This window comes from Streptomyces sp. Xyl84 (assembly GCF_059731885.1).
The window spans coordinates 5856088-5879972 of record NZ_AP029182.1 but is presented as its reverse complement, the minus strand read 5'-3'; the positions used below and the strand labels follow the sequence as shown (position 1 = coordinate 5879972).

21 protein-coding genes and 1 tRNA gene are annotated in these 23885 nt (G+C 73.5%); 11 read left to right on the top strand and 11 right to left on the bottom strand.

What is annotated here, in order from left to right; all coding sequences use genetic code 11:
* Positions 1–93 precede the first annotated feature (93 nt).
* The 6 genes from AC6I72_RS25510 to AC6I72_RS25485 all read left to right on the top strand — a co-directional run bounded on the left by AC6I72_RS25510 (position 94) and on the right by AC6I72_RS25485 (position 7734).
* Complete coding sequence (locus tag AC6I72_RS25510; RefSeq protein WP_498003485.1) at positions 94–858, top strand: IclR family transcriptional regulator; 765 nt, start codon at positions 94–96, stop codon at positions 856–858.
* A gap of 588 nt (positions 859–1446) precedes the next feature.
* On the top strand, positions 1447–2241 hold the full coding sequence (locus tag AC6I72_RS25505) for an MIP/aquaporin family protein (RefSeq protein WP_498003484.1): 795 nt from the start codon (positions 1447–1449) through the stop codon (positions 2239–2241).
* Between the two features lie 94 nt (positions 2242–2335).
* Positions 2336–3874, top strand: a complete 1539-nt coding sequence (gene glpK, locus AC6I72_RS25500; protein ID WP_498003483.1) for a glycerol kinase GlpK — start codon at positions 2336–2338, stop codon at positions 3872–3874.
* A gap of 8 nt (positions 3875–3882) precedes the next feature.
* A complete protein-coding gene (locus AC6I72_RS25495) occupies positions 3883–5499 on the top strand; it encodes a glycerol-3-phosphate dehydrogenase/oxidase (RefSeq protein WP_498003482.1) in 1617 nt (538 codons plus the stop codon).
* A 221-nt stretch (positions 5500–5720) separates the two neighbouring features.
* Positions 5721–6392 carry a FadR/GntR family transcriptional regulator gene (locus AC6I72_RS25490; protein ID WP_498003481.1) on the top strand — a complete coding sequence of 224 codons (672 nt, stop codon included), beginning with the start codon at positions 5721–5723 and terminating at the stop codon, positions 6390–6392.
* 187 nt (positions 6393–6579) lie between these two features.
* Positions 6580–7734: a PAC2 family protein gene (locus tag AC6I72_RS25485; protein WP_498003480.1), complete on the top strand. Its 1155-nt coding sequence runs from the start codon at positions 6580–6582 to the stop codon at positions 7732–7734.
* Positions 7735–7854: 120 nt separating this feature from the next.
* Here AC6I72_RS25485 and mshC read toward each other — a convergent pair whose 3' ends face one another.
* The 4 genes from mshC to AC6I72_RS25465 form a co-directional block, all read right to left on the bottom strand.
* On the bottom strand, positions 7855–9084 hold the full coding sequence (gene mshC, locus AC6I72_RS25480; protein WP_498003479.1) for a cysteine--1-D-myo-inosityl 2-amino-2-deoxy-alpha-D-glucopyranoside ligase: 1230 nt from the start codon (positions 9082–9084) through the stop codon (positions 7855–7857).
* 94 nt (positions 9085–9178) lie between these two features.
* Positions 9179–10018, bottom strand: a complete 840-nt coding sequence (locus tag AC6I72_RS25475; RefSeq protein WP_498003478.1) for an SCO1664 family protein — start codon at positions 10016–10018, stop codon at positions 9179–9181.
* Positions 9982–10572 (bottom strand): DUF3090 domain-containing protein, encoded by a 591-nt coding sequence (locus tag AC6I72_RS25470; protein WP_498003477.1) that lies wholly within the window; start codon positions 10570–10572, stop codon positions 9982–9984. Before AC6I72_RS25470 ends, AC6I72_RS25475 begins: the two co-directional genes overlap by 37 nt.
* Positions 10573–10651: 79 nt before the next feature.
* Positions 10652–11338: a histidine phosphatase family protein gene (locus AC6I72_RS25465; protein ID WP_037859568.1), complete on the bottom strand. Its 687-nt coding sequence runs from the start codon at positions 11336–11338 to the stop codon at positions 10652–10654.
* A gap of 61 nt (positions 11339–11399) precedes the next feature.
* On the opposite strand from AC6I72_RS25465, the gene corA reads away from it, so the two are divergent.
* On the top strand, positions 11400–12401 hold the full coding sequence (gene corA, locus AC6I72_RS25460) for a magnesium/cobalt transporter CorA (protein WP_498003476.1): 1002 nt from the start codon (positions 11400–11402) through the stop codon (positions 12399–12401).
* 596 nt (positions 12402–12997) lie between these two features.
* Here the strand turns inward: corA and AC6I72_RS25455 are convergent.
* Positions 12998–14053, bottom strand: a complete 1056-nt coding sequence (locus tag AC6I72_RS25455; RefSeq protein WP_498003475.1) for an LLM class F420-dependent oxidoreductase — start codon at positions 14051–14053, stop codon at positions 12998–13000.
* Between the two features lie 175 nt (positions 14054–14228).
* Between AC6I72_RS25455 and AC6I72_RS25450 the strand changes: the two genes are divergently transcribed.
* Together AC6I72_RS25450 and AC6I72_RS25445 are read left to right on the top strand one after the other, a co-directional pair.
* On the top strand, positions 14229–15212 hold the full coding sequence (locus tag AC6I72_RS25450) for an aldo/keto reductase (protein WP_498003474.1): 984 nt from the start codon (positions 14229–14231) through the stop codon (positions 15210–15212).
* Positions 15209–17641, top strand: coding sequence for a helix-hairpin-helix domain-containing protein (locus tag AC6I72_RS25445; RefSeq protein WP_498003473.1), 2433 nt, complete (start codon positions 15209–15211; stop codon positions 17639–17641). The genes AC6I72_RS25450 and AC6I72_RS25445 overlap by 4 nt, the downstream gene beginning before the upstream one ends.
* Positions 17642–17863: 222 nt before the next feature.
* Here AC6I72_RS25445 and AC6I72_RS25440 read toward each other — a convergent pair whose 3' ends face one another.
* Positions 17864–18619 carry a hypothetical protein gene (locus AC6I72_RS25440; protein WP_498003472.1) on the bottom strand — a complete coding sequence of 252 codons (756 nt, stop codon included), beginning with the start codon at positions 18617–18619 and terminating at the stop codon, positions 17864–17866.
* A gap of 47 nt (positions 18620–18666) precedes the next feature.
* Between AC6I72_RS25440 and AC6I72_RS25435 the strand changes: the two genes are divergently transcribed.
* Positions 18667–18855, top strand: coding sequence for a DUF5703 family protein (locus AC6I72_RS25435; protein WP_037859559.1), 189 nt, complete (start codon positions 18667–18669; stop codon positions 18853–18855).
* A gap of 88 nt (positions 18856–18943) precedes the next feature.
* On the opposite strand, the gene AC6I72_RS25430 is transcribed toward AC6I72_RS25435, so the two are convergent.
* The 3 genes from AC6I72_RS25430 to AC6I72_RS25420 all read right to left on the bottom strand — a co-directional run bounded on the left by AC6I72_RS25430 (position 18944) and on the right by AC6I72_RS25420 (position 21731).
* Complete coding sequence (locus AC6I72_RS25430) at positions 18944–19813, bottom strand: chaplin (RefSeq protein WP_498003471.1); 870 nt, start codon at positions 19811–19813, stop codon at positions 18944–18946.
* A gap of 200 nt (positions 19814–20013) precedes the next feature.
* Positions 20014–20247 carry a chaplin ChpH gene (chpH, locus tag AC6I72_RS25425; RefSeq protein ID WP_018570377.1) on the bottom strand — a complete coding sequence of 78 codons (234 nt, stop codon included), beginning with the start codon at positions 20245–20247 and terminating at the stop codon, positions 20014–20016.
* A 158-nt stretch (positions 20248–20405) separates the two neighbouring features.
* A complete protein-coding gene (locus AC6I72_RS25420; RefSeq protein ID WP_366725687.1) occupies positions 20406–21731 on the bottom strand; it encodes a M20/M25/M40 family metallo-hydrolase in 1326 nt (441 codons plus the stop codon).
* Between the two features lie 216 nt (positions 21732–21947).
* Between AC6I72_RS25420 and AC6I72_RS25415 the strand changes: the two genes are divergently transcribed.
* Positions 21948–22032, top strand: a tRNA-Leu gene (locus AC6I72_RS25415).
* A 51-nt stretch (positions 22033–22083) separates the two neighbouring features.
* Here AC6I72_RS25415 and AC6I72_RS25410 read toward each other — a convergent pair.
* Both AC6I72_RS25410 and AC6I72_RS25405 read right to left on the bottom strand, forming a co-directional pair.
* Positions 22084–23376, bottom strand: coding sequence for a phosphoribosyltransferase family protein (locus tag AC6I72_RS25410; RefSeq protein WP_498003470.1), 1293 nt, complete (start codon positions 23374–23376; stop codon positions 22084–22086).
* Between the two features lie 12 nt (positions 23377–23388).
* A complete protein-coding gene (locus tag AC6I72_RS25405) occupies positions 23389–23703 on the bottom strand; it encodes a dsRBD fold-containing protein (protein ID WP_366725689.1) in 315 nt (104 codons plus the stop codon).
* Positions 23704–23885: the final 182 nt, after the last annotated feature.

Here is a 23885-nt window from a genome sequence, read left to right as displayed (position 1 = left end):
GAGAGTCGACATGGACCGGTAGTGTTCGGCATTGCCGAACGGTGGCAGTGAGTCGCACGCCGACGGTCGAAGGGGACGGAGGGCAGCACGGCGATGGCACGGAACATCCAGTCGCTCGAACGGGCGGCCGCGATGCTGCGGCTGCTCGCGGGCGGCGAGCGGCGGCTCGGCCTGTCGGACATCGCCTCGTCGCTGGGCCTCGCCAAGGGCACCGCCCACGGCATACTCCGCACCCTCCAGCAGGAGGGGTTCGTGGAGCAGGACGACGCCTCGGGCCGCTACCAGCTCGGCGCGGAACTGCTGCGCCTGGGCACCACCTATCTCGACGTGCACGAACTGCGGGCGCGGGCCCTGGTCTGGGCCGACGACCTGGCCCGCTCCAGCGGGGAGAGCGTCCACCTGGGCGTGCTGCACCAGCAGGGCGTCCTCATCGTGCACCACGTCTTCCGGCCCGACGACAGCCGGCAGGTGCTGGAGATCGGCGCCATGCAGCCGCTGCACTCCACGGCTCTGGGCAAGGTCCTGTCCGCGTACGACCCGGTCGCGCACAGCGAGGCGCTGGAGAGTGAGCGCAAGGCGTTCACGGACCGGACGGTGTGCGCCGCCGAGGGCTTCGAACAGCTCCTCGACCTCACGCGCGCGCGGGGCTGGGCGGCCGACGTGGAGGAGACCTGGGAGGGCGTGGCGTCCATCGCCGCCCCCATCCACGACCGGCGGCGGATGCCGGTCGGCGCGGTCGGCATCACCGGCGCCGTGGAGCGGCTGTGCCGGGAGGGCGACCTGCGCCAGGAGCTGATAGCCGCGGTGCGCGACTGCGCCCGCGCGGTCTCCCGGGACCTGGGCGCCGGGCGGTTCTGAGCACCGTACGGCGCCTTCCCGCACTCCCCCGTCCCTCCGGCGCCCCGTGACCCACCGGGCCGGCACGCACGCGCGTGCCGGCCCTTCGCGTACCCGCACGACCCCTTCCACGCGTTCGCGCCGCACCCCTCCACGCACCCGCGCCGCCTTCCGCGCGCCCTCAACCGCGCCGCCCCTCCGCGCGCCCTCGACACCTCCTCCCGCGGCCCGCCCCGCCGCGGCGGCCGCCCCGCGGCGGCCTTCGACCGGCTCCCGGCCGTCCCCGCGACCCGCCCGCCGTCCGCCGCCCCCGCACCACCTCCGGCGTCCTGCGCCGCCTTCCGCACGCGCCTGCGGAGCAGGGTGTTCCGTGCCGTGCCGCGTGGGACGTTCAGTAACGATCGTGCTTTGCGCAACAGAACTCTTGACGCCCATGTGATGACGAGGTGAGACTCGCGTCCATCGGTCGGCATTGTCGAACACCTTGCGGAAAAACGCGTTAGAGTGTGACAGCGCCAAGGGCCGGCATCGCTCTCATCCCGAGGGCACCAGACCCCCGGAGGGACCCGGGGTTCAGCCACCCCTGGACGAAGGACAAAGGAGTCGCGGGTGTCCAGCTCCGACATCTTCATCGGCGAGACCATCGGTACCGCCATACTCATCCTGCTCGGCGGCGGCGTCTGTGCCGCCGTCACCCTGAAGGCCTCCAAGGCCCGCAACGCCGGCTGGCTCGCCATCGCCTTCGGGTGGGGCTTCGCGGTCATGACGGCCGCGTACATATCGGGCCCGCTCTCCGGTGCCCACCTCAACCCCGCCGTGACGCTCGCCATCGCCATCAAGGACGGCTCGTGGACGAACGTGCCGACCTACCTCGCCGGCCAGCTGCTCGGCGCCATGATCGGTGCGGTGCTCGTCTGGGGCGCCTACTACGGCCAGTTCCAGGCGCACCTGACCGACAAGGAGATCGTCGGCGGACCCGGCGCCCAGACCACCGACGCCAAGGCGGTCGAGGCGCAGGAGAAGGGCGCCGGCCCCGTGCTCGGTGTCTTCTCCACCGGTCCGGAGATCCGCAACGTGGTGCAGAACCTCGTCACGGAGATCATCGGCACGTTCGTGCTGATCATCGCGATCCTCACGCAGGGCCTGAACGACAAGGGCAACGGCCTCGGCGTCATCGGCGCCCTCATCACCGGCTTCGTGGTCGTCTCCATCGGCCTCTCGCTCGGCGGCCCCACGGGCTACGCGATCAACCCGGTCCGTGACCTCGGCCCCCGCATCGTGCACGCCCTGCTCCCGCTGCCCAACAAGGGCGGCTCGGACTGGAGCTACGCGTGGATCCCGGTGGTCGGCCCGCTGATCGGCGCGGCCATCGCCGCGGGCGTCTACAACGTCGCCTTCGCCTGACGACCGGCGCGCTCGCCGCTGCCCGCGGCGAGCGCCGAGCCGCACCGCGCGCCGTACGCGCAGCCCCACTGACCACGGATCCCAGGAGCAGACAGTGACCGACGCCCACACCGCCGGACCGTTCATCGCCGCCATCGACCAGGGCACGACCTCGTCCCGCTGCATCGTCTTCGACCGGGACGGCCGGATCGTCTCCGTCGACCAGAAGGAACACGAGCAGATCTTCCCCAAGCCCGGCTGGGTCGAGCACGACGCCGCCGAGATCTGGACCAACGTCCAGGAGGTCGTCGCCGGCGCCATCGAGAAGGCCGGCATCACCCGCGACGACATCAAGGCCATCGGCATCACCAACCAGCGCGAGACCACCGTGCTGTGGGACAAGAACACCGGTGAGCCCGTCCACAACGCCATCGTCTGGCAGGACACCCGCACCGACGCCCTCTGCCGCGAGCTGGGCCGCAACGTCGGCCAGGACCGCTTCCGCCGCGAGACCGGCCTGCCGCTGGCCTCCTACTTCGCCGGCCCCAAGGCCCGCTGGCTGCTCGACAACGTCGAGGGCCTGCGCGAGCGCGCCGAGGCGGGCGACATCCTCTTCGGCACCATGGACACCTGGGTCATCTGGAACCTGACCGGCGGTGTCGAGGGCGGACAGCACGTCACCGACGTCACCAACGCCTCCCGCACCCTCCTGATGAACCTGCACACCATGGAGTGGGACGAGCGGATCGCCGAGTCCATCGGCGTGCCGACCCGGATCCTGCCCGAGATCCGCTCCTCCGCCGAGGTCTACGGCGAGATCAAGGGCGGCCGGCTGGGCGACCTGCTCGGCGGCATCCCGGTCGCCTCCGCACTCGGCGACCAGCAGGCGGCCCTGTTCGGCCAGACCTGTTTCGCCGAGGGCGAGACCAAGTCGACGTACGGCACCGGCACCTTCATGGTGATGAACACCGGTGACAAGATCATCAACTCCTACAGCGGCCTGCTGACCACGGTCGGCTACCAGATCGGCGACCAGAAGCCGGTCTACGCCCTGGAGGGCTCGATCGCCGTCACCGGTTCCCTGGTGCAGTGGATGCGCGACCAGATGGGCCTGATCTCCACCGCCGCCGAGATCGAGACGCTGGCGCTGTCGGTGGAGGACAATGGCGGGGCGTACTTCGTACCGGCCTTCTCCGGTCTGTTCGCCCCGTACTGGCGCTCCGACGCCCGCGGCGTGATCGCCGGCCTCACCCGGTACGTCACCAAGGCACACCTCGCACGCGCCGTCCTGGAGGCCACGGCCTGGCAGACGCGGGAGATCGCGGACGCCATGACCAAGGACTCCGGTGTCGAGCTGACGGCGCTGAAGGTCGACGGTGGCATGACCTCCAACAACCTGCTGATGCAGACGCTCTCGGACTTCCTGGACGCCCCCGTGGTGCGCCCGATGGTCGCCGAGACCACCTGCCTCGGCGCCGCCTACGCCGCCGGTCTCGCCGTCGGCTTCTGGGCCTCCACCGACGACCTGCGCCAGAACTGGCGCCGGGCCGCCGAATGGACCCCCCGCATGGACGCGGACACCCGCGACCGTGAGTACAAGAACTGGCTCAAGGCCGTCGAGCGGACCATGGGCTGGCTCGAGGACGAGGAGTAAGAACCGCAATGACCAGTCAGTCCACCCTGCAGTCCGTGCCTGCCCTGGGGACGCACCCGGCCTCCGGCTCCAACCCGAGCCGGGCCGAGACCCGGGAGCAGCTCTCCAAGGCGACGTACGACCTCCTCGTGATCGGCGGCGGCATCCTGGGCATCTCCACCGCCTGGCACGCCGCGCAGTCCGGTCTCAGGGTGGCCCTGGTCGACGCCGGCGACTGGGCCGGCGCCACCTCCTCCGCCTCCTCCAAGCTGCTCCACGGGGGTCTGCGCTACCTGCAGACCGGTGCGGTGAAGCTGGTGGCGGAGAACCACTTCGAGCGCCGTGCGGTCTCCCGCCAGGTGGCCCCCCACCTGGCGAACCCGCTCACCTTCTACCTCCCCGTGTACAAGGGCGGGCCGCACGGCGCGGCGAAGCTCGGGGCGGGCGTGTTCGCCTACTCCGCGCTCTCCGCGTTCGGTGACGGCGTGGGCCACCTGCTCAGCCCGGCGAAGGCCGCGCAGGACGTGCCCGAGCTGCGCACCGAGAACCTCAAGGCCGTGGCCGTGTACGGCGACGACCAGATGAACGACGCGCGCATGGCCCTGATGACGGTCCGCGCGGCCGTCGAGGCGGGCGCGGTGGTCCTCAACCACGCCGAGGTCACGGGCCTGCGCTTCACCAAGGGCCGGGTGACCGGCGCGGAGCTGCGCGACCGGCTCTCCGGCGACGAGTTCGGGGCGGACGCCCGGCTGGTGCTGAACGCGACCGGCCCCTGGGTCGACCACCTGCGCAAGATGGAGGACCCGAACGCGGCGCCGTCCATCCGCCTGTCCAAGGGCGCCCACCTGGTCCTCAAGCGCACCGCGCCGTGGAAGGCCGCGCTGGCGACCCCCATCGACAAGTACCGCATCACCTTCGCCCTCCCCTGGGAGGACATGCTGCTGCTCGGCACCACCGACGAGGAGTACGAGGGCGACCCGGCCGACGTCGCGGTCAACGACAAGGACGTCGCCCAGATACTCGACGAGGCCGCGTTCTCCATCCGCGACCAGCAGCTCGACCGCGACCTGATCACGTACGCCTTCGCGGGCCTGCGGGTGCTGCCGGGCGGTCCCGGCGACACCGCCAAGGCCAAGCGCGAGACCGTGGTCACCGAGGGCAAGGGCGGCATGCTGTCCGTCGCGGGCGGCAAGTGGACGACGTTCCGGCACATCGGGCGCACCGTCATGAAGAAGCTGGAGGCGCTGCCGGGCCACCCGCTGGGCGACGACTTCGAGCCGATCTCGGCGCTGCCGAAGAAGCTTCCGCTGCCGGGCATCGCCAACCCGCGCGCGGTCGCGCACCGCCTGCTGGTGGACCGTCCCGCGCCCGGCCCGCGCATGGCCGCCGACACGGCCCGGCACCTGGCCACGCACTACGGCTCGCTGGCCCTGGACATCGCCCGGCTGGCCAACGAGAACCCGGAGCTGGGCGAGCGGGTCCACCCGGACGCGCCGGAGATCTGGGCGCAGGTCGTGTGGGCCCGCGACCACGAGTGGGCCGAGACCCCGGACGACGTGCTGCGCCGCCGCACGACGCTGACGATCCGCGGCCTGGCCACGGACGAGGTCCGGGCGAAGGTCCAGGACGTGCTCGACAAGAAGTAGGCGGTGCGGCGGGCCGGCCGGCCCCGCGTCCACCGGGGGGACGCCGGGCCGGCCGTGCCCCAAGGCGGGGCGGTCCGGGTCCCTCCGCGGGGCGGGGCGGGCCCGGGCCGTAGGTCTCCCGGGCGGGGCACGGGTCGTGCCGCCGCCCGCGTCGTGGTGGGGCAGCCGGGTCGCATAATGGCCGCCGACACATCCCATGCACGAGGGGCGGGAGGCCGAGCATGGCAGTGACCGACGAGGCGATCGAGAAGATCAAGGGGATGATCGTCTCCGGCGCGCTGCGGCCCGGTGACCGGCTGCCCAAGGAGAGCGAACTCGCCGCCGATCTGGGCCTGTCCCGCAACTCCCTGCGGGAGGCGGTGCGCGCGCTGTCGCTGATGCGGATCCTGGACGTGCGGCAGGGCGACGGCACGTACGTCACCAGCCTGGATCCCCAACTCCTGCTGGAGGCGCTGAGTTTCGTCGTCGACTTCCACCGCGACGACACGGTGCTGGAGTTCCTGGCGGTGCGCCGCATCCTGGAGCCGGCCGCGACCGCGCTGGCCGCCTCACGCATCAGCGAGCAGCAACTGATCGCGCTGGACGCTCAGTTGGACGCGCTCGGCGGCAGCCCCTCGGTGGAGGAGCTGGTCGCCGCCGACCTGGAGTTCCACCGGGGCATCGTGGGCAGTTCGGGCAACTCGGTGCTGTGCTCGCTGCTCGACGGACTGTCCGGACCCACCACGCGGGCCCGGATCTGGCGCGGTCTGACCCAGGAGGACGCCGTGGGCCGCACCCTGCGCGAGCACCGGGCGATCCTCGGCGCGCTGCGCGACCGGGACGCGGAGGCGGCGCGTTCCTGGGCGACGGTGCACATCGCGAGCGTCGAGCAGTGGCTGCGCTCGACGCTGTGACTGCGGCGGGCCGTCGCAGGTGCGGGCGGCGCGGGCGGGGCGGTCCGCGCCGACGATCATGGGTGTCCGGCCGCCCCGGACGGGGCAGTGATGCGTTCACTCCCCCGTGCAAGGGGGTCGCGGGCGCCCCCGCCGCACGCCGTAAGGTTGGTGGGTCAAGCGAGGGCACGTCGGAAGGAGGCGCTGGGTGATCGAGCTCGAGGGGGTTCCCGAGCTGATCGACCCGGTCATGGTGGCCGCGTTCGAGGGCTGGAACGATGCCGGCGACGCCGCCTCCACCGCGGTCGCGCATCTGGAGAAGGAGTGGAAGGGCGAGGTGTTCGCGGCGCTGGACGCCGAGGACTACTACGACTTCCAGGTGAACCGCCCCACCGTCTTCATGGACGGCGGTGTGCGAAAGATCACTTGGCCGACGACGCGACTGTCGGTGGTCCGCATCGGCGGGGACAAACCGCGCGACCTGGTCCTGGTGCGCGGGATCGAACCGTCCATGCGCTGGCGCTCGTTCTGCAACGAACTGCTGGGTTTCGCCCATGAACTGGGCGTGGAGCTGGTGGTCATCCTGGGCGCCCTGCTCGGTGACACCCCGCACACGCGTCCGGTCCCGATCAGCGGGACGACCTCCGACGCGGACCTGGCCCGCCGGATGGACCTGGAGGAGACCAAGTACGAGGGTCCGACGGGCATCGTGGGCGTCCTCCAGGAGGCCTGCACGCACGCCGGGGTCCCGGCGGTCTCCCTGTGGGCCGCGGTCCCGCACTACGTGTCGCAGCCGCCCAACCCGAAGGCCACGCTGGCGCTGCTCAACCGCCTGGAGGACCTGCTCGACCTGCGCATCCCGCTGGGCGAGCTGCCGGAGGACGCGCGCGCCTGGCAGGTGGGGGTGGACCAGCTCGCCGCCGAGGACACCGAGGTCGCCGAGTACGTCCAGACGCTGGAGGAGGCCCGGGACACCGCCGAGCTGCCGGAGGCGTCGGGCGAGGCGATCGCCCGCGAGTTCGAACGGTATCTGCGCCGCCGGGACGGTGGCGGCCCCTCGTCCGGGGGCCACGCGACGGCGGACGGCAGCGAGGCCGGGTTCCTGCGGGACGGCCCCGGCGGGCGCACCCGGCCGCCGAGGCCGCCGAGGCCCGAGGCGGAGTCCGGCGCCGGTGAGGAGGAGCGCGGCAAGGACGGCGCCGGGGACAAGGACGGGGACCGCGCCCGCGACGGGGACGACGACCGCGAGGCGGGCGAGGGCCGGGCCGCGGACGACGACCGCGACGGGGGCGGGGGCCGGGCCGCGGGCGGCGACCAGGGCCCGGACGGGAACGACGGCTCGGGCGCCGACACGCAGGAGTGACCCGGCGGACCGGCCGAGTGGGCCGGCGAGGTGACCGGGCGTGGTGAACGGATCAGGGGCGGTGCGCGGATCGCGCACCGCCCCTGATGTCCGTACGGGGTCCGGACGTCGGCGTACGGGTCAGACGGCCACGCCGAGCAGGGCGTCCACGGCGCGCGAGACGAGGCCGGGCGCGCCGGTGTCCGTGCCGCCCCGCTCCTGCTGGAGCGCGGCCCACCGGTCCACGGCGGCGAGCGCGGCCGGGGCGTCCAGGTCGTCGGCGAGGGCGTCGCGGATCTCCTCCACCAGGGCCTCGGCGGACGGTCCGTCGGGCCGGGAGACGGCCGCGCGCCAGCGGCCCAGGCGTGCGACGGCGTCCTGGAGCACCTGGTCGGTCCACTCCCAGTCGGAGCGGTAGTGGTGGGCGAGCAGGGCGAGCCGGATGGCCGCGGGGTCGACGCCGTCGCGCCGCAGCCGCGACACGAAGACCAGGTTCCCCTTGGACTTGGACATCTTCTCGCCGTTCAGCGCGACCATGCCGGCGTGGACGTACGCCTTGGCCATGGGGAACTCGCCGGTGAGCACCTGGGCGTGCGAGGCGCCCATCTCGTGGTGCGGGAAGGCGAGGTCGGAGCCGCCGCCCTGGACGTCGAAGCCCATGCCGAGGTGGTCCAGGGCGATGGCCACGCACTCGATGTGCCAGCCGGGCCGGCCACGGCCCAGGGAGCCGCCGTCCCAGCTCGGTTCGCCGTCCCGGGCCGCCATCCACAGCATCGGGTCCAGCGGGTTCTTCTTGCCGGGGCGGTCGGGGTCGCCGCCGCGCTCGGCGGACAGCAGCCGCATCGCGGCGGCGTCGAGGTGCGAGACGCCGCCGAAGTGGGGGTCGGACTCGACGGAGAAGTAGACGTCGCCGTCCAGTTCGTAGGCGGCACCGATGTCGCGCAGGCGTTCGACCAGCGGGACGATGCCGGGTATCGCCTCCACGGCACCTATGTAGTGCCGGGGCGGCAGCATCCGCAGGGCGGTCATGTCCTCGCGGAACAGGGCCGTCTCCTGCTCGGCCAGCTTCACCCAGTCGACGTCGTCGCGCTGCGCCCGCTCCAGCAGCGGATCGTCGACGTCGGTCACGTTCTGGACGTAGTGGACCTGCCGCTTGGTGTCGAGCCACACGCGCTGTACGAGGTCGAACGCGTTGTAGGTCGCCGCGTGCCCCATGTGGGTGGCGTCGTACGGCGTGATGCCGCAGACGTAGATACGGGCGACGGGACCGGGGGCGAGGGTCACCGGGCCCCCGGTCGCGGTGTCGTGGATCCTCAGGTCGCGGCCCTGACCAGGCAGGGCGGGGACCTCGGAAGCGGGCCAGGCATGCATGTCATGAGCGTAACCGGACCGCGGTCCCGTCCACGAACCGGATCTCGCAGTTGGCCGGGAAGGCGTTCTTGCCGGAACGCGAGGGGTGTGCTTCCTACACCGGCGGCCAGGGGATCGCCGGCCACTCCCCGGTCGGTTCCGGATGGACGCCGGTGCCGAGGAGGGCGTCCACCCGCGCGCGGGTGGCGTCGATCTCCGCCGGGGTGAGCAGGGCGGCCAGCCGGGCCGCGAGACCCGCGCCGTCGGCCAGGGCGTCCTTGAGGCCCTTCAGGACGCACAGGGCTTCCTGGGGCAGGGGCTCGCCGGCCCAGCCCCACAGCAGGGTGCGCAGCTTGTTCTCGGCGTTGAAGGTGACGCCGTGGTCGATGCCGTAGAGCCGGCCGTCCGCTGCGGGCAGCAGGTGGCCGCCCTTGCGGTCGGCGTTGTTGAGGACCGCGTCCAGGACGGCCAGCCGGCGCAGCCGCTCGTCGTCGGCGTGCACGAGCAGCGCGGTGCGGTCCTCGCCGACCTCCGCGAAGCCGATCGCCTTCCAGCCGGGTCCCGGCTCCTCGGCGTCCAGCAGGGCGAGGAGTTCGGTGCCGGGGCCTTCGGGGGCCGCGTCGATCCACAGCTGGACCATGCCCTCGCCGTAGGGGCCGTCGCGCAGCACGGTCGGCGGGACCAGGCCCCAGCCGGTCGCCTCGGAGACCTCGTAGGCGGCGACCTCGCGGCCTGCCAGGGTGCCGTCGGGGAAGTCCCACAGCGGGCGTTCCCCGGCGACCGGCTTGTAGACGCAGGACGCCTGGCGGCCGTCGTGGGCGACCGTGCACAGGAGCACCGCGTTGGAGGCCTCACGGATGCGGCCGCGCACGGTCAGCTCGCCCCGGGCGAGCAGCTCGGCGGGCGCCTGCTCGGGCGTCACGCCCCGCGGCGGTATCCGTTCTGGCGCGGGCATACGTGTCCTTCCGGGTCGAGCGGGAGGCTGCACAGCGGGCACGGCGGCCGCCCGGCGTTGACGACGTCGAGGGCGCGCTTGGCGAAGGCCCTCGCCTGCGCGCCGGTGAGCCGGACCCGCAGCATCGGGGGTCCGTTCTCCTCGTCCTGGAGCAGCCGCTCCTCGGCCTCGGCGAGGTCCTCCTCGGACTCGGCGTCGAGTTCGACGAGGGCCTGGGCCTCGACGATCATGCGCTGGTCCTCGCCGTCCCAGGCCAGGGCCATGGTGCCGACCCGGAACTCCTCCTCGACGGGGGTGTCCAGCGGGCCGGTGTCGGTGATCTCGGTGGGGGCGACCGCGGGCACGGCCGCGTTGCCGCCGCTGCGGCGCACCACTTCGTCGAGCAGTTCGTCCATGCGTTCGGCGAGCGCGGCCACCTGGGTCTTCTCCAGGGCCACACTGGTCACCCGGGAGCCGGCGGTGGCCTGGAGGAAGAACGTACGGCGCCCGGGCAGCCCGACCGTGCCGGCCACGAAACGGTCCGGGAGGTCGTAGAGGAACACCTGACGGGACACGTCCTGTCTCCATGGGGATCGGGAAAACGACGGAATCTTGAGGTCGACGGCGACCGCTTCACCCTACTGCGGCCGACGATCACGGTGCGCCCGCGCCGCCCCCGACCGGTGCGTCGCCGCCCGCGGGCTCCTCGCGGGGCGCCAGGGACGTGAGGTCGCCGGTGTCGCCGAGGCGCACCAGGAAGGGCCGCAGCCGGGTGTAGCGGATCGCGGTGACGGAGCAGGGCTCCACGGAGATCCGCTGGAAGAGGTCGAGGTGCAGGCCCAGTGCCTCCGCCACGAGGGACTTGATGATGTCGCCGTGGGAGCACATCAGGTACACGGCGTCGGGGCCGTGGTCGCGTTCCACGCGCGCGTTCCACTCGCGCACCGCCTCGGCGGCGCGGGTCTGCATCGCGCGCAGGGATTCGCCGCCGGGGAAGGCCGCGGCGGACGGGTGCGCCTGGACGACCTCCATCAGCGGCTCGTCCTTGAGTTCGGCGAGTTTGCGGCCGGACCAGTCGCCGTAGTGGCACTCCCCGATCCGCTCGTCGGTGTGCGCGCTCAGGCCGGGCCGGGCCTCCAGGAGCGGCTGTACGGTCTCCTGGCAGCGTTGCAGCGGGCTGGTGACCACCTCGGCGATCGGCAGCCCGCCGAGCCGGCCGGGCAGCGCGGCGGCCTGCTCGGTACCGCGTTCGTCGAGGGCGACACCGGGTGTCCAGCCGGCGAGCAGTCCCGCGGTGTTGGCGGTCGAACGTCCGTGCCTGACGAGGATCAGCGTGGGCATGCGGCCAGGGTAGGGGTATACGCGGCCCCGGCGTCGGCCGGGCGAAGGGAGAACACGCTCCGTGATCGTGGACTGTGGCATCTACCGCGGCGGGCACCGGACGGAGGGCCCGGAGGACTTCTCCGACGCCCTGGCCGAGGCACGGGCGGCCGGCGGGTTCGTGTGGGTGGGGCTGCACGAGCCGAGCGCGCAGGAGTTCGACCTGGTCAGCCAGGAGTTCGCGCTGCACGCGCTGGCGGTCGAGGACGCTCTGAAGGCGCACCAGCGGCCCAAGCTGGAGGTCTACGACGACTCGCTGTTCGTGGTGCTGAAGCCGGTGGTGTACGAGCCGCAGAGCGACGCCGTCTCGACCGGCGAGATCATGATCTTCCTGGGTGACTCGTTCGTGGTGACCGTCCGTCACGGCGAGGGCGACGGTCTCGCGACCGTACGGCACCGGCTGGAGCAGGAGCCGGAGATGCTCGGCAAGGGCCCGACGGCGGTGCTGTACGCCATCGCCGACACGGTCGTCGACCACTATCTGGACGTGGCGACCGAACTGCAGACGGACCTGGAGGAGCTGGAGGCGGAGGTCTTCTCCCCCGACCGGGGCGGCTCGCGGAACACCGCCTCCCGCATCTACAACTTCAAGCGGCAGATCACCGAGTTCCGGCGTGCGACGGGTCCGCTGGCCGTGCCGATGTCCCGGCTGGGCGGCACGGGGGTGGGCGCGTTCACCGCGACCGTGCCGTTCGTGGACGACTCGGCGCACCCCTTCTTCCGGGACGTCAGCGACCACCTGACCCGGGTGAACGAGTCCGTGGAGGGCCTGGACCGCCTGGTCTCGGACATCCTCTCCGCGCATCTGGCGCAGACCAGCGTCCAGCAGAACGACGACATGCGGAAGATCTCGGCGTGGGCGGCCATGGCCGCGATCCCGACGATGATCGCCGGCATCTACGGCATGAACTTCGACCACATGCCCGAGCTGCACTGGCTGTGGTCCTATCCGGCGGTGATCGCGGTGATGGCCGCCCTGGAGGTGCTGCTGTACCGGCAGTTCAAGCGGCGGGAGTGGCTGTGAGGGCACGCTGCGGGCGCGCTCGCGGGGCGCGCTGACCGAGGGGGCCGCGGCAGTGACTCAGGCGCACACTGGGGTGCGCCCGGGCGGGCTCAGGCCGGCTCTCCCAGGAGGACTCGCAGGCGGGCCAGGCCATCGTGCGCGGCCTGGGCACCGTCTTCGCCGGCGGGGGTGCCGGGCCCGTGGGTGCCGGGGCCGGGAGTTTCGGGCTCCGGGGTCGGGGAGCCGCCCAGCGCGTCGCGCTGCCGGGCACCGGCAGGGTCACCGTCCGGCGCACCGCTCGCAGCCGTGGACGGCACCGGCACCCGCCGCCGGGAGCGCCGAGGGGCCCGCGACCAGCCGAGGACGCGGGCCGTCCGGGCCATGACCGCGAGAAAGCCGGGCGGCGGGCCGCGGAGACCGCTGTCCCGCCGGACCGTCGCAGGGGACGGGTCAAGTGCGGGTGCGGGGGTGGTGCGGCGCGGGCGGGGGCGCACTGCGCCGGACGAGCGGCGGACAACCGGCGCGCGGGGCGTAACCCGGGGGGCGCCGGGACGTTGTCCACCGTGACGGCCGTGGCGGGGAAGATCCCCCGAGCCCCCACCACGGCCGCAGAGAGCTCACGCCAGTCCGGCGCGCTCCAGGGCCTCGGTGCCGGCCCGGAGCGAGGCCAGGCGCTCGTCCAGGGTGAATCCCGCCGGGGCGAGGGTCAACGTGGTCACACCGGCCGCCGCGTAGGCCTTCATCCGGTCCGCGATCCGCTCGACGGAGCCGAGCAGCGTGGTCCGGTCGATCAGCTCCTGCGGTACGGCGGCGGCGGCGCCCTGCTTGTCACCGGACAGGTACTTGTCCTGGATCTCGGCCGCCGCGCTCTCGTAGCCCATGCGCCGGGCGAGCTGGTTGTAGAAGTTCTGCTTGCGGCTGCCCATGCCGCCGACGTAGAGCGCCGTGTAGGGGCGGAAGGTGTCGGCGAGCGCGGGTACGTCCTTGTCCTCGCCGAGCGCGAGGGGGACCGTCGGGCAGACGTCGAAGCCGTCCATCGGCAGTCCGGCCTTCTCCCGTCCGGCCCGCAGATGGCGGACCGCCGTCTCCTCCAGGTGGTCGGCCGAGGGGAAGATGAGCAGGGCGCCGTCGGCGATCTCGCCGGTCTGCTCCAGGTTCTTCGGGCCGATGGCGGCGATGTAGAGCGGGATGTGCTCGCGCTGCGGGTGCACGGTCAGCTTGATCGGCTTGCCGGGGCCGCCGGGCAGCGGCAGCGTCCAGTGCTCGCCGTCGTAGGTCAGCCGTTCGCGGGTCATGGCCCTGCGGACGATCTCGACGTACTCGCGGGTGCGGGCGAGCGGCTTGTCGAACTTGACGCCGTACCAGCCCTCGGAGACCTGCGGGCCCGAGACGCCGAGGCCGAGGCGGAACCGGCCGCCGGACAGCGAGTCGAGCGTGGCCGCGGTCATCGCCGTCATCGCCGGCTGGCGGGCGGGGATCTGGAAGATGGCCGAGCCGACATCGATGCGCTCGGTCTGCGCCGCGACCCAGGTGAGGACGGTGGCCGCGTCCGAGCCGTAGGCCTCGGCCGCCCAGCACACGGCGTAGCCGAGGCGGTCCGCCTCCTGCGCGACGGCCAGGTTGTCCGCGTCCATGCCGGCACCCCAGTAGCCGAGGTTGATCCCGAGCCGCATGCCCAATCCCCTTACCGATGAGTAACGTGCCTGTGCGGGAGACCCTAGCGCGGGGCCGGGGAATGCGGCAGGTCGCGGCCGGTGTGACGGCGGACTCGTCGGCTGCCGGCAGTGCCGGCGGCGGGTTGTCCACAGGTCACCCACGCGGCATCCGTGGCCAGTAATCTCGGCGTTCATGGAGCAGAGGCATCTCGGCCGTACGGGCCTGCGCGTGTCCCGCATCGGCCTCGGCACCCTCACCTGGGGCCGGGACACCGACGAGCACGACGCCGCGGACATGCTGAAGGCGTTCTGGGAGGCGGGCGGCACCCTCGTCGACACGGCCGACGTGTACGGCGACGGAGAGGCCGAGTACCTGCTCGGGCGGCTCATGGAAGGGCTCGTTCCGCGCCACGACCTGATCGTGTCGACGAAGGCCGGCAGCGTGCCGGACCCCGACCGCCGTGTCGACGGCTCCCGCGGCCATCTGCTGGCGGCCCTGGACGCCTCGCTCACCCGCCTCGGCACGGACTACATCGACGTGTGGCACGTGCACGCGTACGACCCGTGCACGCCGCTGGAGGAGACCCTCCAGGCCCTCGACCTGGCCGTGAGCAGCGGCCGGGTCCGCTATGCCGGGGTCTCCAACTTCTGCGGCTGGCAGCTGGCCAAGGCGGCCACCTGGCAGCTGGCGGCGCCGGGCACCCGGACCCGGCTGGCCTGCACGCAGATGGAGTACTCGCTGCTGCAGCGGGGCGTCGAGCGCGAGGTGCTGCCCGCCGCCCTCGACCTGGGCATCGGCATACTCCCCTCCTCTCCCCTGGGCAGAGGAGTCCTGACCGGCAAGTACCGCGACGGGCTGCCGACGGACTCACGGGGCGCCTCGGACCATCTGGCGCCGTTCGTCGAGCCGTACCTCGACGACACCGCCAGCCGCATCGTCGACGCGGTGACCACGGCGGCGGACGGGCTGGCGGTGACCCCGCTCCAGGTCGCGCTCGCCTGGGTCCGGGACCGGCCCGGCGTGACCGCCCCGGTCATCGGCGCGCGCACGGCACAGCAGCTCACGGCGGCGTTGTCAGTGGAGACCCTTAGTCTTCCTGACGAGATCTGCCGGGCGCTCGACGACGTGTCGGCGCCCGTGCACCGCTATCCCGATCACGACTGGAGCACGCTGTGAGCACGGAGCCGGAGACCACGGAGAACACCGGGCCGGGGACCCCGGAAGCCGTCCCGGACCCGCGGGGCACCGGCCCGGACCCGGCCGGTACCGAGGCGTCCGGCGCGGACGGGCCCGGCACGGCGGGGGCCGACGCCGACGGGGCCGGCACCGAGGAGCCCGGCACCGAGGGATCAGGGGACGCGGGGTCCGGGGCCGACTCCGGCGACGGTGGGGCGGACGCGGCCGGCACGGGTGACGGTGGCGCCGATCCGGCGGACGCGGGCACGGACTCGGGTGCGGGCGGAACTGAAAGTGCCGAAGGCGGCGACGGAGCCGGCGCGGGCGGTGACGAGGACGGGCCGGGGGCCGGGGAGCAGGGCGGCTCCGACGGCGAAGGCCGGCTGTCCGAGGCCGAGGCGGAACTCGCCGCGCAGCGGGTCGAGCGGGAGCGCATCGCGCGGCGGAAGGCGGAGAAGACGGCGCCGATCGAGAGCGGGACCAAGCTCAGCGGCCGGGCGGCCGACCTGCTCGCCGCGGTGCGGGCCGTGGAGAGCGGTGAGAAACCCACGGCCGCGGTCTTCGCCGAGCCCGAGCCGGAAACCGTGCGGCGCAGGCCCGCTCCCGAACCGGCACGACGGCCGGTCCCCGGGCCGGCCGAAGCGGCCCCCGCGTCGCCGGCTCCCGCCGCCGGGGCCGTCGAGGCCGTGGGCCGGGTACTGGCCGAGGGCGGCGCCCCGCGGACACTGGCCCTCGCGGTCGCGTCGGCCCTCGGTGAGAGTGCGGAGGACCGGCTGCGGGCCGACCCCTGGCAGCTGCTCCGCGTCCCGGGCGTACGTCCGGAGCAGGCGGACGGCTTCGCTCGGGCGCTGCTCGGGGCGGAGTGCGGGCCCGCCGACGAGCGGCGCGGCCGGGCCTTCACCGTCTGGCTCCTGGAGCAGGCGGCGCTCGCCGGGCACACCGCCCTCGACGCGCCGGCGCTCACCGCCGCCCTCGCCCAGCGCGGCGTCCCCGATCCGGACGGTGCCCTGCAGGACGCGCTCGCGGAAGGCGAGGCACTGGTGTTCCAGGACGCCCTGGAGGAGCCGGGGGCACCGGCTGCCCCGGCCGTCGGCGAGGAGGGCGTCACGGAGGACGGCGAGACCGGCGAGGAACGCCCGGTGCGGATCCTGGTCGGCCTGGAGCGGTACGCGCTCGCCGAGGAAAGCCTGGCCGACGGCCTGGCCCGGCTCGTCAACTCCGTGCCGAAGGAGGACGCCCCTGCGCAGAGCTGGGAGCAGGCGGCCGCTCAGGCCCGGGGTTCCACGGCCGAGCTGATCCGCGCGGTCGCGGGCCACGGCCTGGTGCTGCACACGGGCGGGGAGGCATCCCGGTCCGAGGCGGCCCTGCTGCTCCGGGCGGCCCACGGCCTCGGGCTGCGCGCCTGGGCCGCCACGCACAGCCCGCTCGGCCGGGACGCCTTCACCGCCTTCGAACAGGCCGGGGAGGACGGTCACGCCGTCGCCACGGTGGCCGGGCTGCTGTCCGGCGCCGAGGGGCCGGGCCGGGACGCGGACGGCGCCCTAGACCTGGATCTCCTCGTCGTCCTCGACGCCCCCCAGCTCGACGTCGAGACGGCGGCCCTGGTCGTGGAGTCGCTGCCGGACGGTGCCCGGCTGGTGCTCGCCGGGGATCCCGCGGTGCTGTGGTCCGTGGGCCCCGGGCGGGTCTTCGCGGACCTGCTGGCGGCAGGGGTCTGCCCGCGCGTCGCCTCCCGGGTGCCGGACCCCGGTCCGCTGGGCGAGCTGGTCTCCGGGATCGGCGTCGGTGAGCTGAACCAGGTGGAGGCGCCCGGCAAGGAAGTCGTGATCGTTCCGGTACGGGACGCCGGCGAGGCGGTGCACCGCACGGTGCAGCTCGTCGCGGACTCGGTGCCGCGGGCGATCGGTGTCCCGGCGGAGCAGACCGTGGTGATCACGCCGGGACACGGCGGCGCGGCGGGCACCCGCGCACTCAACGCGGCGCTCAAGGAAAGGCTGAATCCGGGCCCCGGCCGCTTCGGCGGCTTCGACCCGGGAGACCGGGTGGCCTACTCCCCCGCACCCGGCCGGACGCTGCCCGGTCAGGTGGTGAAGGCCGACGCCGACGGGCTGCACCTGTCGTGCGCGGGCGAGCCCGTGATCGTGCCCAGGGAGCGGGTGGAGGGCTGCGTACGGCACGGGTGGGCGCTGACCGCGCACCAGTCCGTGGGCGGCCGGTGGCCCGCGGCGGTCGTGGTCCTTCCCGGGGACGCCGCGCAGGCGCTCAGCAGGCCGTGGGTCTACACCGCGTTCGGCCGGGCGAGCCGTCACCTCTCCGTGGTGCACGGTGCCGAGCAGGCGCTCCCCAGGGCCGTGGCCGAGGTCCCGGCCCGGCCGCGCACCACCCGGCTGCCCGTCCTGCTGGCCCCGCAGACGCGGGCCGAGGCGTAGGCCCGCACCCGGCGCCGGCACCGAGCAGGACCGGCACCGGAACGGATCCGGTGCCGGGGCAGGGGGGTGTGGCGGCGGGCTCAGCGATCCGGGTGGGGCCGCAACAGTCCCGGTACCGCCGGCGCCGGCGCAGAGGCGGCCGGGCTCAACAGCCCGCACCGGACCCGCCCCAGGCACCGGCACGGCCACCGGCGCCACCGCCGGCGCAGGGGCCGGCCGGGCTCAGCGGTCCGTCGTGTCCAGGGGTTCGAGGTCCTCGTCGTCCTGCTCGTCGAGGCCGGAGCCGAGATCGTCGTCGTCGAGGTCGGACTCGAGGTCCTCGGCGTCGGCGTCCTCGTCGTCCGCCAGGTCCTCGTCCAGCTCTTCGTCCTCGTCGTCGAAGACCGCACTGACGTCGAAGCGGCAGACCACGCGCTCCGGGTCGACCTGTTCGAACGGCGCTTCCAGCCAGTCGCCCGGATCGGCGGGCTCGTCCGCGGCCGTGACCCACAGGGTCGAGTCGCCCTCCTCCAGGCCGAACTCCTTGTGCCGGGAGGCGATCTCGTCGGGTTCGAACTCGCCGAACAGCACGCCGAGCGCCCCGTGCACCGTGTCGGAGGTGCCCGCGCCGATGCCCGTGCCGGTCCCGGCGTCCGCGGCCTCCACGCGCTCGGCCTGGGCCAGCAGCCGCTGCGGCTCGGCCACGGCGTAGTCGCGGCGGATCAGCACACTGATCGCGTTCGGCTCCTCGGGGCCCGTGTACGGCGGCAGCGCGTCGTCGCCGGGGATCTCGAAGGGCGTGACCTCGTCGTAGTGGTCGTAGAGCAGCTCGTCGTACGCCTCCGCGGCCGCGGCCAGCTGGTTGAACGCCTCGTAGACGGCCGGGTCGTCGTCCCCCGACCTGCGTTCGACCGCCGCCAGGTGACGGTCGAGCGCGGTCTTGACCGCCTCGGCGGCGGCGCGTACCTCGGCAGCGGTGGGCTGCGCAGCATCAGACATAGTGCAGACGCTATCCGTACCGGGCCCCAGCCCGCACAATAGATGCGATGCCGGAATACGAATTTGTCGACGTGTTCGTCCCGCGCGGGGTGTCCCGCAAGGAGACGACGCGTCTGCTGACGGACCATGCCGAGTACGGACACTGGGAGTTGTACCGCCTGAGCCTGCTGCGGGACGGCAGCCGCAGGGTGCGGTTGCGCCGGCGGATCATCCGCCAGGTGCGTGCCACATGGTGAGCTGAGCCCGGGCCCGGCGGCCACCGGACCCAGCGGGCCCCGCGTCGGCGGGGCCCGCTTCGTCATGCCTCCGTGCGGCGGGTGCCGATCAGGCCGAGGCACGCGCCCTGCGGTACAGCACCGCGCCCGCCAGCAGCGCGCCCGCACCGACGGGCAGGACGAGGCCCATGGGCAGCTCGCTGCCGGTGTGGGCGAGCTGCCCGCTGCCGCGGGGAGCGGTGACGGTCTGCGTACCGGGGTGGTTGACGTGCACCGCTCCGCCGGGTGTCCGGGTCGAGGGCGGCGTGGCGGGCGTCCCGGGATGCCCGGGAGTGCCCGGAGCGCCCGGGTGGCCGGGCGTACCCGGGTTGCCGGGGTGGCCCGGGTTGCCGGGGTGACCCGGATGACCGGGGTGGCCCGGGTGACCGGGCGTACCGGGGTGGCCCGGGTGACCGGGCGGGTTGCCGTGGCCGCCGCCCGGAGGCGTGTGGTGCCCGCCCGTGTTGCCGCACTCGTTGCCCATCGCCGGGTTGAGCACCCCGACCACGTCGACGGTGTTGCCGCAGACGTTCACGGGCACGTCCACCGGCACCTGCACGGTGTTGCCCGAACCGACGCCCGGCGATCCCCCGGTGTGCCCGCCGGCCTGCGCGCCGCCGCCGGAGCCACCGTGCCCCTTCCCGCCGTGCCCCTTCCCGCCGTGGCCCTTCCCCCCGTGACCGTGTCCCTCGGAGGCACCGGCGTTGCCGCACTTGTTGCCCATCGCCGGGTTGAGCACCCCGACCACGTCGACGGTGTTGCCGCAGACGTTCACGGGCACGTGCACCGGCACCTGGACGGTGTTGCCGGACAGCACGCCCGGCGAGCCGGCCGCGGCGCCCACGGCGCCCGCGTCGGCGTACGCGGCACCGCTCGCCGCGGCGATCACGCCGGTGGCTGCCGCCACGGTCATCAGGCCCTTGCGGGTGACCTGTCGCATCTTGCTGAATCCCTGCCTTCGACCTTTTCGAACCTTCCGGAACGCGCGTCCCGAGAACGGCGGGAATTGCACCGTCGCCTGCACGGCCGCGCGCGAAAAACCGGCCGGCCCCGGAGCGCATGGCGCGCGCTCCGGGGCCGACGGGTTCAGACCCCCCACGGAGTTGATGAAGTCAGACCCTCACGGGGCGGGGCACAACGTCACTTGTTGACGCAGGTGTTGCCGAAGGCGGGGTTCAGCAGCCCGATCACCGAGATCGTGTTGCCGCAGACGTTCACCGGCACGTGCACGGGCACCTGGATGACGTTGCCGGAGACGACGCCCGGGGACTGCACGGCGGCACCCTGGGCTCCGGAGTCGGCGGCGGCCAGGCCCGCGCCCGCGAGGACCAGCCCACCGGTGGCAACCGCGGCAGCGACGACCTTCTTGATCATTATTCCTCCTAGTTGGCAAAAGCGATCCCGTGTTGCTGATCGCATTACCTGTAACGAGGAGGGAGTAATGGAGCTACGAGCTTATCGTCGCATTCACCCTTCTCAGTTGTTTCCGCACACGCTGCCGATTACCGCGGTCAAGCCGGAGCTGACCGGGGTCAGGAGGCGTCGATGAAGCGGTCCAGCACCCGCACCCCGAACTTCAGGCCGTCCACCGGCACCCGCTCGTCGACGCCGTGGAACATGCCGGCGAAGTCCAGCTCCGGCGGCAGCTTCAGCGGCGCGAAGCCGAAGCCCCGGATGCCCAGGTCGTCGAAGGACTTGGCGTCGGTGCCGCCGGAGAGCATGTACGGGATCGCCTTCGCGGCCGGGTCCTCCGCCAGCAGCGCCGACTGCATGGCGGCGACCAGGTTCCCGTCGAACGTCGTCTCGACGGCCTTGTCGGCGTGCACGTCCTCGCGCCTGACCTTGGGGCCGAGGATCCGGTCCAGGTCGGCGAGGAACTCCTCCTCGAAACCGGGCAGGAAGCGGCCGTCCACGTGCGCCGTGGCCTCGCCCGGGATGACGTTCACCTTGTAACCGGCGCCCAGCTGGGTGGGGTTGGCGGTGTTGCTCAGGGTCGCGCCGATCAGCTTGGCGATGCCGCCGAGCCTGGCGATCGTGCCCTCCATGTCCTCCGGGTCCAGCTCGGTGCCGAGCGCGTCGCCGAGTTCGTCGAGGAAGGCCCGGGTGGTCTTGGTCACCCGCACCGGGAACTTGTGGCGCCCGAGGCGCGCGACGGCCTCCGACAGCTCGGTGATCGCGTTGTCCCGGTGGACCATCGAACCGTGGCCCGCCGTGCCGGCCACGGTCAGCTTCATCCAGTGCATGCCCTTCTCGGCCGTCTGGATCAGGTAGAGCCGCCGCTGCTCGCTGACCGTGAAGGAGAAACCGCCGACCTCGCTGATCGCCTCGGTGACACCCTCGAACAGGTCGGGGTGGTGGTCGACGAGGTGCCGGGCCCCGTAGGTGCCGCCCGCCTCCTCGTCGGCGAGGAAGGCGAGCACGATGTCCCGCGGGGGCCTGCGCCCGCTGCGCAGCCGGTCGCGCACGACGGCCAGCGTCATCGCGTCCATGTCCTTCATGTCGACGGCCCCGCGGCCCCACACGCAGCCGTCGGCGACCTCGCCCGAGAAGGGGTGGTGGGTCCAGTCGTCGGCGTTGGCCGGTACGACGTCGGTGTGGCCGTGGATCAGCAGCGCGGGCCGTGACGGGTCCTCGCCCTCGATGCGGGCCACGGTGGAGGCGCGGCCCGGGTGCGACTCGAAGATCTTCGGTTCCAGGCCCACCTCGGCGAGCTTCTCGGCGACGTACTCGGCGGCCTTGCGCTCGCCCGGACCCGAGTGGTCGCCGTAGTTGCTGGTGTCGATCTGGATCAGCTCACGGCAGAGGTCCACGACCTCGTCCTCGCCGGTGACGCCCCTGGCCGTGTCCGTCTCGCTCACGCTGCTTCCTCCCGCTGATGTGCTGGTGGGCCACCTCGTGTGCCGGTGGTCCGCTCATCCTCCCTCTCTCCCCGGCTCCGCCCCAAGAGTGGTCCCGGCCCGTCACACTCCGTTCACGCGGGGTCCGGGGGCGGGCCGGGGGTGATCGGGCACGCCGGAAAGCCTGGTAATGTTTACGTGGTCGCCGCGAGGGAAACCCCGCACGACAGACACCTTGTCCGGGTGGCGGAATGGCAGACGCGCTAGCTTGAGGTGCTAGTGCCCTTTATCGGGCGTGGGGGTTCAAGTCCCCCCTCGGACACTTCGGAGAACGGCGTCGACCACGGTCGGCGCCGTTCTCTCGTCGTGCTCGTCACACGTGCGTGGCCGCCATGTGGTCCGTGAACCAGTCGCGGGCCAGGTCCGTCACCGCCTCCAGGGCGCCGGGCTCGCCGAAGAGGTGGGTCGCGCCTGGCACGACGGAGAGCCGGTTCTCGCAGGTCAGCATGGACTGAGCCTGGCGGTTGAGGTCCAGGACGGTGGGGTCGGCGCCGCCGACGACGAGCAGCGTGGGCGCGGTCACCGCGGCCAGGGCGGGCCCCGCCAGGTCGAGCCGCCCGCCGCGGGAGACGACGGCGGCGACACGGGCGCCCGGTTCCGCGGCGGCCCGCAGCGCCGCGGCGGCGCCGGTGCTGGCGCCGAAGTAGCCGACGGCGAGGTCGCGGGCCTCGGGCCGGGCCCGCAGCCAGCCGGTGGCGTCGGCCAGGCGCGCGGCCAGCAGGCGGGTGTCGAACACGTTGGCCCGGTCTCCCGCCTCCTCCTCGGTGAGCAGGTCGAACAGCAGGGTGGCGAGGCCGGCCCGGTTCAGTCCGGTGGCGACGTACAGGTTGCGCGGGCTGTGCCGCCCGCTGCCGCTGCCGTGCGCGAAGACGACGATCCCGGCGGCGTCCGCGGGGACGGTCAGCCGCCCGCCCAGCCGGACCGGGCCTGCCGTCACCTCCACCTCGCGGTCGGCGGGTCCGCGGCGTCCGGCCGAGGGCGCGCGCCGCAGGCAGGCGACCACGTCCTCGTCGTCGAGCTGCCCGAAGTCGGCGTAGAACTGGCCGACGGCGAAGAATCCGACGGGGGTCGCCAGGCTGACCAGTTCGTCCGCCTCACCCGCCAGCCGCCGGGTCCAGTCCGGCGGTGCGACCGGCACCGCGAGCACGGTGCGCGCCGCTCCCCTGGCCCGTACCGTCCGGCAGGCGGCGCGCGCGGTGGAACCCGTGGCCACGCCGTCGTCGACGAGCACGACGGTCCGTCCGGCGACGACGACCGGCGGGCGGTCGCCCCGGTAGCGCGCGGCGCGCCGGGCCAGTTCCCGCCGCTCGCGTTCCTCGACGCGCTCCAGGGCGCCGGGCCGCACGTGCGCCCCGCGCACGACCGCGTCGTCGACGACCCGCACGCCGTCCTCGCCGATCGCGCCCATGGCCAGCTCCGGCTGGGAGGGCACGCCGAGTTTCCGTACCAGGCACAGGTCCAGCGGCGCGCCGAGCGCCGCCGCGACGGCGGCCGCGACCGGCACGCCCCCGCGGGGCAGTCCGAGCACGACGACGTCCGGGCCGGCGAGGTGCGCCAGGCGGGCGCCGAGCCGCCTGCCCGCTTCGTCACGGTCCGTGAAGAGCACCGTGCGGCTCCTTCACTCCCCGGCGGACCAGAGCGGGGCGGACGAGGTCGCCTCCGGCGCTCCGACCGCCTCGATGTCGCCCGCGGCGGCGCGCAGCAGTTCGCGGCCGAGCGCGATCAGGGCACGGCCCGCGGCCAGTTCGTCGCCTATGTCGGGCACGGCCGAGTCGTAGGGACTGCGGCGGGCCTCCGCGCAGGTCTCCACGACGTTGTCACCGGTGTCCAGGACGATCCGGGCCGTGGTGTCCGGGTCGTGTTCGGACAGGTACAGGTTCAGCCGCCACTCCTTGACGGACGCAGGCCGGCTGATGTCGACGGGTCGCGTCATCGTCGGTCCCTCCTCAGCTCCGCTCGCCGGGACGGTGGACTCTCCGCCTCTCCGCACCCCTTCCACTGTGCCTCGGACACGGGCGTGCCGCGCGGTCGTCCCGGCGGGCGGCCCGCCGCAGCGCACGCCGGTGTGCGCCGGGGCGGACGGGCGGCCGCCGGGGTGTGGGCCGGGGGCCGGTG